General features: G+C 32.7%; 14 protein-coding genes. All 14 read right to left on the bottom strand.

Going from position 1 to position 12,912, the window contains the following annotated elements:
* Window positions 1-14: 14 nt before the first annotated feature.
* Window positions 15-743, bottom strand: a complete 729-nt coding sequence (locus CDH50_RS14150) for a DUF6577 family protein (protein ID WP_100612946.1) — start codon at window positions 741-743, stop codon at window positions 15-17.
* Window positions 744-1,006: 263 nt separating this feature from the next.
* Complete coding sequence (locus CDH50_RS14155) at window positions 1,007-1,636, bottom strand: hypothetical protein (protein WP_100612947.1); 630 nt, start codon at window positions 1,634-1,636, stop codon at window positions 1,007-1,009.
* A gap of 191 nt (window positions 1,637-1,827) precedes the next feature.
* Entirely contained in the window at window positions 1,828-2,439 is a 612-nt protein-coding gene (locus tag CDH50_RS14160) for an AAA family ATPase (protein WP_100612948.1), read from the bottom strand.
* 75 nt (window positions 2,440-2,514) lie between these two features.
* Window positions 2,515-3,393 carry a transcriptional regulator gene (locus CDH50_RS14165; RefSeq protein WP_100612949.1) on the bottom strand — a complete coding sequence of 293 codons (879 nt, stop codon included), beginning with the start codon at window positions 3,391-3,393 and terminating at the stop codon, window positions 2,515-2,517.
* 145 nt (window positions 3,394-3,538) lie between these two features.
* Window positions 3,539-3,826 (bottom strand): helix-turn-helix domain-containing protein, encoded by a 288-nt coding sequence (locus tag CDH50_RS14170; RefSeq protein WP_100612950.1) that lies wholly within the window; start codon window positions 3,824-3,826, stop codon window positions 3,539-3,541.
* 250 nt (window positions 3,827-4,076) lie between these two features.
* A complete protein-coding gene (locus CDH50_RS14175; RefSeq protein WP_100612951.1) occupies window positions 4,077-4,925 on the bottom strand; it encodes an RteC domain-containing protein in 849 nt (282 codons plus the stop codon).
* A 287-nt stretch (window positions 4,926-5,212) separates the two neighbouring features.
* Window positions 5,213-6,118: a helix-turn-helix domain-containing protein gene (locus tag CDH50_RS14180; RefSeq protein ID WP_100612952.1), complete on the bottom strand. Its 906-nt coding sequence runs from the start codon at window positions 6,116-6,118 to the stop codon at window positions 5,213-5,215.
* A gap of 90 nt (window positions 6,119-6,208) precedes the next feature.
* Window positions 6,209-6,562: a hypothetical protein gene (locus tag CDH50_RS14185; protein ID WP_100612953.1), complete on the bottom strand. Its 354-nt coding sequence runs from the start codon at window positions 6,560-6,562 to the stop codon at window positions 6,209-6,211.
* A 24-nt stretch (window positions 6,563-6,586) separates the two neighbouring features.
* A complete protein-coding gene (locus CDH50_RS14190) occupies window positions 6,587-7,873 on the bottom strand; it encodes an MFS transporter (RefSeq protein ID WP_100612954.1) in 1,287 nt (428 codons plus the stop codon).
* Window positions 7,874-7,894: 21 nt separating this feature from the next.
* Window positions 7,895-8,332 carry a DUF2147 domain-containing protein gene (locus CDH50_RS14195; RefSeq protein ID WP_100612955.1) on the bottom strand — a complete coding sequence of 146 codons (438 nt, stop codon included), beginning with the start codon at window positions 8,330-8,332 and terminating at the stop codon, window positions 7,895-7,897.
* A 34-nt stretch (window positions 8,333-8,366) separates the two neighbouring features.
* Window positions 8,367-8,570, bottom strand: coding sequence for a hypothetical protein (locus CDH50_RS14200; protein ID WP_100612956.1), 204 nt, complete (start codon window positions 8,568-8,570; stop codon window positions 8,367-8,369).
* Window positions 8,571-8,575: 5 nt separating this feature from the next.
* Window positions 8,576-9,355: an SDR family oxidoreductase gene (locus CDH50_RS14205; RefSeq protein ID WP_100612957.1), complete on the bottom strand. Its 780-nt coding sequence runs from the start codon at window positions 9,353-9,355 to the stop codon at window positions 8,576-8,578.
* 105 nt (window positions 9,356-9,460) lie between these two features.
* Complete coding sequence (locus CDH50_RS14210) at window positions 9,461-10,378, bottom strand: SDR family oxidoreductase (RefSeq protein WP_100612958.1); 918 nt, start codon at window positions 10,376-10,378, stop codon at window positions 9,461-9,463.
* A gap of 36 nt (window positions 10,379-10,414) precedes the next feature.
* Complete coding sequence (locus CDH50_RS14215; protein WP_100613003.1) at window positions 10,415-12,757, bottom strand: TonB-dependent receptor; 2,343 nt, start codon at window positions 12,755-12,757, stop codon at window positions 10,415-10,417.
* Window positions 12,758-12,912: the final 155 nt, after the last annotated feature.

The following is a 12,912-nucleotide window of genomic DNA, read 5'->3' on the forward strand; positions in this document are numbered from 1 at the left end:
ATGATATAAGCGGCTTATTTAGCTAAACTTAAATTTATCATTCGTTCTAATTCACTTTCTTTGTTTCTTCTTATGGCGTAGCGTTTCATTTTGGCTTTATTGATATCGTACTTATCAAATGCTGATTTGAAGATAACATCTAGCTCCCCTTGCTGTGCAGCAAAAAGTTCTTTATCAATTATAATATCTACTAATAATTTTTCTAATGTTGGTATCTCAATTTTATTATTTTTTATGGTTGGAGCTTCTGTCACCAAATTTTTAATAATGGTTACTTCTTCTGTATTTGTACTGATGTATCTTTCTAATATTTCTTCATTAGGATTGAAGTACACATTTTTAGTCCATTCGCTTACTGCATTAAACACTTGTTCTTCTGCTTCTTTATCTACTTCAATGATGGTAAAGTTTTTAAAAGGTTGGTGTCTCATTAGGTCGCTTAACCATTTTGTATTCCACACACATATTTCAATGAAAGGAAAGTCCTTATGGATTTTGTTGTATATTTTTTTTAGATTTTGGTTTATTTCTGGATTGAAGATTTGCTTATCGGTTATGGAGTAGACACCTCTTGCCGGATTGTTTATAATACCTGCTTTTTTAAGTTTGGATAAGTAAACAGTTATTGTGCCTAGTGATAGGTCTGGGAAGTCTTTATTTATTAAACTAACCAGTTTTTCTCTAGACAATTGCGTGTTAGATTTGAAATAGCTTTCTATTGTATTTTCTATTGTGTTTGTCACTTTTTCTTACTTTGTGCCGTGAAGATACTGTTTTTTATTTTATAATTAAACTTTGGCAGTAAAATAGTTTTATTGCCGAAAGTTAATTTGTGTTTTACATCCCTGTTTTGGTAAATAATTGGGGTAGATATTGCATATTGCGATATGCGATATAAGTTACTCTCTTTTATAACTGTATTTACAAGATGTACTTAATTATACTGCTATAAATCATCACTTATGTTAATTAAACTTCGGCAGTAAATTATGTTTATTGCCGAAACTTAATTAAAATTAATAGTGTCTATGTAAAGCTGCAATTCATATAATTCAATTAGTGTTTCGGATTGTTTTGGCATTCTTGCTAATTGCACAAAGTTAATGTTTTGGTATAGTGATTTTTCTCCTAGTAAGTCCTGAAGAATTATGTAAATGACTTGCTGCCATGTTTTGGTATTGCAACGAATGTGATAGTTTTTTAAATACATGATGATGTCTAGTTTATTGGAGTTTACATCATAATCTAATGGAAGAAATTTGATTTCGCTTGTTTTGATTGTTATTTCTGGGAATATATACGGATCATCTAATCCATCTATGATTTTATCTATGTTTTCTGAAGGTTGGATGAATGCTTTGAATTTCCAATGTTTTAGTATTGGTGCATTGTTGATTAAATCGGTTACTTTGATGAAGTATTCCGGATTTCCGTTTGCTGTAATGATCAGTTCTGTTTTTTGGTTTTCTTTTTTTGGGAAGACTATCATAAAATCTAATGCTTTGCAGTAATAACCTAATCGTTTGTTCAACAAATAGCAGATTTGTTTTTGTTTTATTGGCGTTTCGTTGATTAGTCTTTTGATGGTTTGGTTGTTGTCTTGGAACCAGTTCCAGAAAGTGTTTATTTTTCTCATGTGTTTATTAGTTGATGCGTTGATTTGTTTATTTGTTGATGTATTATAGTAAAATAGCACTTCGACAGGCTCAGTGTGACATTATTGTTGATGCGTTGATTTGTTTATATGTTTATTTGTTTAGAGTAAAGTACTTCGACAAGCTCAGTATGACAATGAGATGAGATTGCTTCGTTCCTCGCAATGACTGATTAGCGTTTGTCTTGGGTGGTTTTATCAAATGCGATGAGGTTCAGCATGGCTCGTAATCTTGAGCGAACTCGGTTGCCGTACATGGCTTCTATTTCTGAAGCTGATAGATTGGTGGTAATATGAGTTATAACTTTTCTTGAGATGAATAGATCGTATCTTGAAAGAATTATTTCTGCCATAACATTGCATTCATTTCCATAGTACTTTAAATTACTTTCTACTCCTAAATCGTCAAAGCAATAGTTTTTGTATTCGGATTGTGAATAGCTTCCGCGACTGTATCGATGGATTATTTCGTAACCTTCTTTTATGAATTCAAAACTGATATCGCGACAAGTTCTCATGTAGAATTTGTTTTCTTTTTGGGTTATGTATTTCATTATTGTCATTAATGATGTTTTACCAGAACCTACTGGTCCAGAAAGTAGTATTCCTTTGGTTAGGTCTAAACCAAATTGACTTGCTGTTACCTCATCTTTTAAAAAGTAAGCCACAAGCTTTGTAATGTTCTCCATGTCATCACTGATAAAATGAAAACTTGCACCATAATCTTGTTTCGCTTTTTTCTCTAACCATGTTAGGATTTCTGGATAGTTGTATTGAGAGCTCATTTTATTGGCTTTTAGGTATTAGATGCTTCGACAAGCTCAGCATGACAGTTGAGATTGCTTCGTGCCTCGCAATGACTATAGTGGTTCTGCATAGTTTTTATTTTCTGTAACTTGGAGGTGTTTTGCTCTTGGTTGTTCTTTTACTTGAGTGTTTTGTGGAAGATTTATAGTGAATTTGGCTGTGTTTAACATCCAATTACGAGCTGCTGCATTCCAGTCTATCATTTTTGTTTTTCCACCTATGAGCCAACCATTGCTGGTGTAATAATTATAAAATCGTTCGGCTTCAAATTCTGAATATTCTTCTTGTTTGAAATATTCTTTGACTTGTTCTAAACTTGGATTTTCAATAACAATTGGAATAATGTTCTTTTCTTTTTTTTTCGCGGAACTTTTTTTTTGCCAATTATCTTTTATTTTTTTTTCATTGGTATTGGCGAATGCAAGAGGCATTTCTTTTTGAGCTGTGTTTAAAAATTCATCATTATTAAAAATTTTAACATTGGTGTCTATAGATATGTTTTTATTGTTTTTAGATGTTTTTGTATTATTATATATATTGGGTTCATTAACTTGTTCAGTATCGTTACTATTTGCTTGGTTATTTATTGGTTGGGTTTGGTCAATAATTGAACTGGTTTGATTTTTAAAAACAGCTTTTCTATCTGATAGGTCATGAATAATTACTTCTGAACCTGAATAGGGATTGTATGATGGTAAATAGTCAATAAAACCCATGCTTTGTAATTCTTTAATACATTTATGATAAGTTGCTTTAGAAGCTATACGACTGGATTTCATCATTTCATCACGAGAAATAGAAATTGGATTTTTGAATCGATTGACGTTCCAACTTTGGAACAATGCTAGGTACAGACTAATATGTGTTGGGTACATGGTTTCTTCAGAGGCTATGCGAATGAAGAAACCGGTTAGGTGTTTGATGTAGTTCATGAAAATTACGAATTAAAAATTACGAATAATACGATTCCTCGACACTTCGACAAGCTCAGTGCAGGCAAGCTCGGAATGACATAGCAATATTTCAAAAGATTGCTTCACTTCGGCTACGCTCTGTGCAAGCTCTCGCAATGACGGTTTATTTGAAAAGGGTAGGGAAGGCGTTTACTTTGTTCCCATTTAGTAGCTTTTCGATGTCTGAATTATCGTAATACATGATACCACCAACTTTGGTATAAGTTAGTGTACCGTTGATTCGTAAATTTTGTAAAGTACCTGGAGAAATGTTTAACAGTTTTCTGACTTCTTTGGATTTAAGCCACTGTTTTGATTGTTGCGGTTTGGATTGAATGATTTCTTTTAAATCATTTAAAAGAAGACTACGGAATTCGTTGAGGTCTTCGAGAGTGATAACTTGTACTGCCATAACTGATGTTTTAGATTGTTATATTTTACAGATTAACACCCAAAATGACCTTAATAAATAGCTCTTTTTTCCTTTCTTCTTCAAAATAAAAATAAAACGTAGCGGGGCTATGCTTAATTTTTCTTTATTGAATAAAGAAAAAAAAACTCAATTTCTTGAAGGCAATTTTGAATATTAATCGGCAATACAAATTTGTGAAGATTGATTTGTTTTCTTTCACAACGGGGTTCATGTTGTGAACGATTTTTATCTAAATTGTCTCATCTGAGTTTTCCATTCTCTTTAATAAGACTTCGTTTAATGCGGTAATAAATTTAGTTTTATCGGTCTTTCTAGCCCTAATTTCAAGGAATGCACGACGGTATTGCCCTAAATCAATTTCAAAAATATGCTCGAAATATTCAGCGATATCTTTTAAATCGGCAGCACCATTATTGAAAACTCCTTCTGCATGCAATGCATATATCAATTCAATAAGGGCGACTTTGGAGCATGTCCAAGCCATTTTTATGTTCGGTTTGCGTTGTGATTTTTCGGAAGTATCCTTGTTATCAATCATAATTAATTGGTTTTCTAAATATAATTGAATTAAATCGTTTGCTAATATTTTAGCTACTTTGAAATCGTGTGATGTAGAGAAGTTTCTATCTGTCTCAAAATAGTAACTATCTAATGACATTTTTATATCAAATTTCCCCCTTAAAAAATACTTGTAATCTAAATAAGTACTTCCAGAACGATAGTATTTATAGAATTCTAGTTCATTATCAAAAAAAGCTTTTAATTTAATAAGTTCATTATTATAATATTTCTTTAAAATACGACTTCCACCATTTGGCTTTTTCATTTCGATTTTAAAAATTACATTATAATAAATCAATTTTGAAGTAAATTGGGGTTTTAATTCTTTGAAAAAAAGTATTTCTTCTAAATCAGATTTGAAGTTGTTTTTTAAAACCAATTTTTTGAGATTTGTAATGGAAGTTAAAATAACTTCTATAGCTTTTTCACATTTCTTAATTTGGTGATCGATTTCTAAATCAATGAAATTGATTTGTTCGTTAAGATTTGCTAGCAGTAGATTTATTTTTGAGTTCAATTCTTTTTTATTTCAGTATTATATCATGATCTTTTTAAAGCAGAGTCAACAAATTTTGTAATTTATAACAATCACTTAATTATCTGGTTGGGATTGTTTTAATTACAGCCAGCCTATCTAACTGATAGGCATGGCAGTAACTTGATTAGCTATTAATCTAATCTTAAGAGGACATAAGGGTTGTTTGGTAATTTTATTTGATAAAATGCTGGAATGAGAGAAACAACCAGCATTTCTCAATCAATTTAAAAAACAAATAATTAAAAAAAAGTAAAATTTATTATCTGCTAATTGAAAGCCTGTCTAAACTCTAAAGGGCTTTGATTGGTTTTTGCTTTGAACAATTTACTGAATGACTGTGGATGTTCAAAGCCAAGACTATAAGCAATTTCACTAACAGAGAGTTCGGTTATTGATAGTTTTTCTTTGGCCTTATCTATTAATTTTTCATGGATATGCTGTTGGGTTGATAGGCCTGTAAATTGTTTTAGCATACTTCCTAAATATTTAGCAGATATGTTGAGATTATCAGCAATATATTGAACGGTTGGCAAACCTTTGGAAAGCAAATCGTCATCATTAAAATAATCTGACAATATATCTTCTAATCGGTTTAATAACTTATTATTTGTTATTTTTCGTGTAATAAATTGACGTTGGTAAAATCGTTCTGAATAATTCAGTAATGTTTCAAGATGAGAAATAATAATATCTTGGCTAAATTTATCAATGTTAGAATTGTATTCGTTTTCTATATTCTTTACAATATCATAAATAATGCTTTTTTCTTTATCAGATACAAATAAAGCTTCATTTGTTGCATAGCCAAAAAATTCATATTGCTTTATCTTTTTAGCTAAAGGTGTATTCCACAAGAAATCTGGATGAATAAACATGATCCAACCTTTTGGGGTGTGATCTTTTGAATGGTTACGGCCTGTTAGGACTTGATTTGGAGCAATAAAAGCCATCATACCTTCATCAAAGTCATAAGATTGTTGACCATATTGTAAATTATTGCAATCTGTTTTAAGCGAAATCATGTAGAAATCCATAGTGATACTAATATCTGATTTCCCTTGAATAGTACCACTTTCAATAATACTAATTAGTGGGTGTTTTGGTTTTGGTAGATTTGCTAAGCGATGACCTTCTGTTATTGATTTTATTCGGATAATTTGATTTTTTTCCATGTCGATTTTATTTTATTGTAAACGAAATTTTATCTCAATAAATTACATTGACTTTTTAAAATGATTCGTTAATTTTTGATACTAAATTAATTAACTTTTGAGTGGATGTTTTAACCATATTAACACTAATGGAATTAATAGAAATGGTATTTCCATTAATGCAATTTTATAGTTATCAGCCCTTAAGGCCAGTGCCATAATCATAACTATTGTAAGGGCATTTAATAAATTCCCTATAAAAAACGTTTTGGGAAACAACACGAATATAGCCACAAGAATTGTTGCTATTCCAAAGTAAGGCATATAACTTCTGTTAATGTTTAATTCGGCTAACATTTTAAGTGCTTCGGGTGATTTATCCAGGTGCAAACCATCCCAGAAATGTTTTAATTGTAGGACGACTGTTACTACTATTAGAATACTACTTATTATTTTACTGATCATGTTTTATTATTTAGGTTTGTTATATCAATTGTTGTTCTTTAAAAATGAACTTATTTTTCTACTTACTATAAACCCCACTATACCTAGTTGAAAACTAAATAATGGTACTAAAAGTAATCCCATTTGCAAGCCACTATCAACATGAGATGCCGATGCAAAATCACTGATTGCTCCCACCAAAAAAGGTGAAATTGTGGCTCCTATTAACCCTGAGCCTAACATTAACAAGCTTATGGAAAATGCTTGTTTTTTTGGACCAGCAACTAAATGACCTGCGCCAAAAGCAAACGGCATCATAAAAGCAAACGAAAACATTCCCGGGATTAATAACAAAATGGACATCCAGCTGTTTGGCATGAAAAGAGCTATTGATGTTGTAATGGAAGCAATAATGAAAATTGTTGCTGGAGGATTCATTAAACCTTTGTAGCCATTACCTGCAATTCTGTCAAACATTCTACCGCCAAAAAGTGTTCCTACTATTCCCATTATACCTTGAAGAAGCCCAAAACTAAGTCCAACTTCTCCAGCAGTTAACCCAAAGGTCCTGATAAGAAAAGGAGATGTAAAAATATAGAATGGTGCAGAAGATAATCCCATTAAAATAGCTGCCATAAATAGCCACTTAAATGCCGGTTTAGAAAATAACTCACGACTTGCTTTTATAAAGTTTTCCTCCGTTTTCGCTTTTTGTTTAAAAACCTCTTGTTTTCTAATGAAAGAAAGTACAAAGATGACCACTATCAATCCTAAAACACCTGCTCCAAATAAGGCATTTCGCCAACCAATACTGTCACTTGCCCAACCCCCAACAGCAAACCCTAACATTGTTCCTAATGGAATACCCATAGAAAAAATAGCGATGGCACGACCTCTAAAATTTTCAGGTATTCTTTGAGCAATTATGGCATGACTTGCAGGTGTACCACCAGCTTCACCTAAAGCTACTCCAATTCTAGAAAACGTAAGTGTTACGAATCCAACAGCTAAACCTCCCAAACCCGTCATGATACTCCAAAATATAACCGACCAAAGCAAAACTTTTCGAGCCCAGCCCTTATCTGAAATTCTAGCAAGAGGTAAAGCAGCTAGTGCATAGCACACTGTGAAAGCCAGACCCGTGATTAGACCAATTTGAGTATCAGATAATTTAAGATCCGTTTTTATTGATTCTGCTAAAATAAAAGGTAACACTCGGTCAATCTGACTAACGATACTCACTAACAAAAGCGTAATTAAAAGAGATGTTCTTTGCCTGCCGTAGAGCCATTGATTTTGCTCATTGAGTTTTGTTTTAGTCTTCTTTTTCATTTTCAGTTGTGTCAAATGATACTATTGTTTTACACGCGTCCAATTTACAGTTTTTCCGAACATTGGAACTCCTTTATATCCTCTGGTTTCCAAGTTATTAATGTTTTTTAACTTTCCTTTAAAACTATAGGTGTTCCCGTCATTTACGCTGTATAATTTACCATCCACAAACTCCCCATCCTTAAACTTAAGTTCTGTAATATGTGTAATACCTTGTCTAGGTCGGCTTTTTAATTTTTCATCGGGATTCTTATTATCTTTTTTTGATGTTTTACCGTCTGCTTCAAATAAATCCGTTGACCATAATAATTTAGCAGAATAAGTATCTCCTGATTTGAAAAATTCAATTTTATATTCTTCGGATTGCCATACACCAACTATTAAGTCTTTAGAAATTTTTTGAGCAAAAGTTGCAACCGATATAAATAGCATTAAAGCTATAAAAAATAATTTTTTCATTTTAATTTCATTTTAATGATTAGATTTTTTGTAACTACTTTAGAATATAATTATTCATAATATATCCAGCAGCCAATGCAATAGGAATTCCTGTTAATGCAGCTATTAATGCTCTACGAGCCTTTTTAGGGAATTGACTTTTATGCCTGAAGTATAGGAAGAACCCTATTGGCGGTATCATGTTTGATAAAGCAAACCAAAATCTTGGTAGGCTATCATTGTTATTGTTATTTTCCATTTTTATTAATTTTTTAGTGCAACCAATTTTTCAAATTCTTTATGCCCCACATTTTTTTCAATATAGTTAGGAGCGATTCTGGAAAGTAATTTTACTATACTAGCTAAACCCGGAGTGATTTCAAGCTTGTTTTTTAAAATGTCTTTTATAGTATCTGATACCGCTTTATCTGCATCCATCATTCTTCCTTCAGGAGGAGGCACTTTCCAACCATTTTGAAGATTGGTTTTTACTCCTGGAGGTAGGACTTCAAATACTTTAACATTTGTTTTTTTTAATTGTAATCGTAACGCTTTAGTATAAGAATGAACACCTGCTTTCGAAGCACTATAAACTGGGGCAATTGAATAACTCATAAAAGCGATTGCCGAAGACACATTAATGATAGCTGCTGATTTTTGCTTCATTAAATGCGGCAAAAATTTATGTACCATTTGGATTGTTCCCGATAGATTAGTATTGATTTCTTGCGTAATGTTATCAATATCTAGTGCATTATCATATAAATCAATTTGACGCATGACACCTGCACAGTTGATAATAATATTTAAATCAGGGAATTGCTTTGTGACATCGTTATAGAGTTTTTCAATATCTTTTGAACTACTTACATCACTTTGAACTATGTGAATATTAGAAAACCATTTCTTGATGTCGTTTAATGCCTCAAGGTTGCGACCTGTTACGATTATATGGGCTCCAAGTTTATTTAACTGACTGACAAACTCTAAGCCTATGCCACTTGTGCCTCCTGTAATAAGGATTGTGCTATTTTTTAGTTCCATTTGTTTGACTATTTTTTAGATAAAAGCGTATTTGTTTTTTCTTTCAATAATTGAATTGATAAATAGAATGAACTCTTATATTATTGTTTGAAGTTTGTACCGTTATCAATAAAATTCAACCTTTGCTAATTTTTGTGATACTTCCCATAATTTTAAAGACACATCTATATCTTCAGCTTGGGTGGGTATTTTTGCAAGTGTAGGAAAACCACGAGTTTCACTCATTTTGTTTGGCCCATAGTATAAGCCTCCTTTGGCTTCTGAAGATGTTGCTGCATATAAGGTTGGCAAAGCTCCTTGTGCAGCTGGTTGAAATAAAAATGGAAAAAAGGTTCTCATGATTCCAGATGAACTCCATCGCCCTGCACCAGTGATAAGGAGATTTGTTCGGGAAACACCAGGGTGGGCGGCTATACTCATTATACCCCAACCGTGCTTCTCACTTTGTCTTTGAAGTTCTAAAGCAAACATTAAGTTCGCAAGCTTTGCCTGACTGTATGCTTTCATTGGAGCATACGAAGATTTTGACTGCAGGTCATCAAAATTGATTATTCCTTCACGATTTGCTATACTCGAAACAGTAACCACGCGGGGATGTAATGATTTACGTAATAATGGAAGTAGTTGAGCAGTTAAAGCAAAGTGGCCTATATGGTTTGTACCAAACTGTAATTCAAAGCCATCTTTAGTTTCAAGCCTCTTTGGAGGTGTCATTACACCAGCATTATTTATTAAAAGATCGATAGCTTGCCCCTTTGAAGTCATTCGCCAAGCAAAATCTTTGATTGATGATAGATTTGCAAGGTCTATTTTTTCAAAAATCACTTCTGCCTTTGGGTTTATCTTATGAATTTTAGCAATTGACTCAGTTCCTTTTTGAGCGTTACGTCCCATCATTATAACATTCCATCCTGCGGAAGATAAGGCTAATGCATCTTCAAAACCGACACCTTCTGTACTGCCTGTTATTACTGCTAAGCCTTCATTTCTTTGCGGAATATTAGCTTTTGTCCAATATTTCATTTTAGTTTCTATTTTTTTTATCTGTACTATTGACTATTAAAATTGAATTTTATATCCAAAATCAGGAAAAAAACCAATTTGGTCTATTTGATCCACGCTATTGGTCAAACGGTTGTACTGACGGATAAACACATTTTCATTATTGGTTACGTTTTGAAAATCAACATAAAACTGATGAGATACTTTTTTACGACTGCTATTTATTTTCATTCCAATTTTAAGGTCTAATCGTAAATAAGGATCATATTGTTCACTGAAAGCTAAATCATCTTGTAGAATTTCGTAACCTGCTGCTTGACTAGCAGCTAAATCAACAGGAGTGTAATATCTTCCACCAGAAGTACTGAATTTTGAATCAAATGAAAGTACATTTTTTCCGTTTTTACCTACTTTAAATTCTTTACCTCCTAAAATATTAAATACATACCCATTGTTAAAAGGAGAATTTCTCTCTACACCATCACTTCCTTCATATTTAGCTTCAAATAATGAAGCAGTTGCTAAACTGTACCATCCGTTTGATAAAAATTTCTCAATGGTCAATTCTAAACCATAGTTATGTCCAATACCTTCACTTACTAAATTTAATTTATCAAAACTGAATAGAAAATCTGAACCTTCTGTTAATGAAGAGTAACTACTTGAATAGGCATCAACAGCTGCATTTGCTATATCTTGGTAATATGCTTCTATTTTTGCTCTCCAGCCAGTACCTGGTCTTAAATCATAACCTAACACGTAATGACTACTTCTCACCAAATCTAAATCTCTATTGGCTTGTATGTTTGTCCCACTAACATTTTCATTTAAGAATAGGATTGGAGCAGGCACATTTTGGTGATGAAGACCATAACCAAAAGTAATACTATGCGCCCTTGCTAGTTGCCACGTTAAGGATGCTCTTGGTTCAGCAACAAATGCTTCATTCAAAGAAAAATATTGAGCATGTAAGCCTGCGTTTAAAGTAAAACTTTCCGTTAAACGAAATTGCCCTTGTGCATATGGTTGGAAAACAGTATATCCGTCATCACTACTAATTCGTTGTTGGTAATCTGGATAACCATCACCATCATTATCAGGTAAGTCAAATCTATTTGCTACACTTGCTGATAAATTAAATTGTTCCAATAATACACCACCACGAAAGGTAAATTTATTATTAAATTTAGCGTTATAAACAGACGAAAGAGTTAATCGAGTTTCTGTGTTATCAATATCTGCAAATCGAAGTAAATTTGCTTGAGGAGTTCCATAATCAAAGATTCTATCTATTTGACCCTCTTGACCGCTAAAAGAGCCTCCAATAGTTGTCTTAACTGATGAATAGTCATTTAATGAAATTGTATTACGTAATCCAATCATACCAAATTGAGAGTTATAATCAAAGTTTTCATCTGGAGCTGAAAAAAGATCATCATCATCATAATCTTCTTCTCCGTTAAAGCCTATATTTGAATTACCAGCAATACCAAATAATGTAAAATTACCAAGCTTTGTTTTTCCAAAGTCTAGATTAAAAGAAATATCAGAATAATTCGGAATAGCTCCTGTGCCTAATCCACCTGTAACACCAGCTAATCCGTACCTAGCTGATACAACAAAAGAGCCATCCTTACCCATTGGGCCTTCTGCCATACCTTCGAAACCCGTCAAAGCACCTACACCAACAGTATATTCATAATTATCTGTATTTCCTTTACGAAAGTTAATATCAAAAACACCACCTATTGCATTACCGTATTCCGCAGGAAAAGCCGATGTAAGAAAATCGGAATTCCCCATTACATTAGGATTCAAAGCACTCACAGGACTTCCAGTAGTACCCAAAGTACTGAAATGATTTGGACTTGGTACAGGTATTCCATCTATACGCCAAAGTAACCCTGTAGAGGAATTACCACGAACCACAATATCATTTCTGCTATCGTTGGGTGCTGATACCCCTGCAAAATTTGAAGCAAGACGAGCCACATCACTACGACCTCCGGCATATTTGGTAATTTCCTCTACACTAACTTGTCGAGCACTCACTGCCGCCATTTTATTTATGGCTTTATCTTTTTTTGGCCCTGAGCTTAAAACAACTTCGTTTAGAGTACTAAAACTTTCCGTTAGACGAATATCAACAGGTACATCTTTACCACTTATTACGTCAATGTTTGGTAGCGTAATTGTTTCGTAACCTATATATGAAAAACTGAGACTTACACGACCGATGGGAAGGTTTTCTAATCGAAATAGCCCTTCCGCATTCGTTGTAGTCCCTATTGTGCTGTCTGTTAATAAGATAACTGTAACGCCATCGAGCGGTTGCTCTGTAACGTTATCAATAATTCGTCCTCTGATAGCACCTTTTTGAGCAAATGAGCTGTAGCCCATAAATAATAATACTATGATTATTGTTTTTTTTAAATCAATTGTAAATTCAATTTTCTTTTGTTTCATAATTTTTTATTTTAACCATTACAAAATTGCGTAAGATTAAAAAGATAGATTTAGCCAAATGACCTTATGTTGTATCCAAAAGGAATATA

Source organism: Confluentibacter lentus, from assembly GCF_002806995.1.
Taxonomy (GTDB): Bacteria; Bacteroidota; Bacteroidia; order Flavobacteriales; family Flavobacteriaceae; genus Confluentibacter; species Confluentibacter lentus.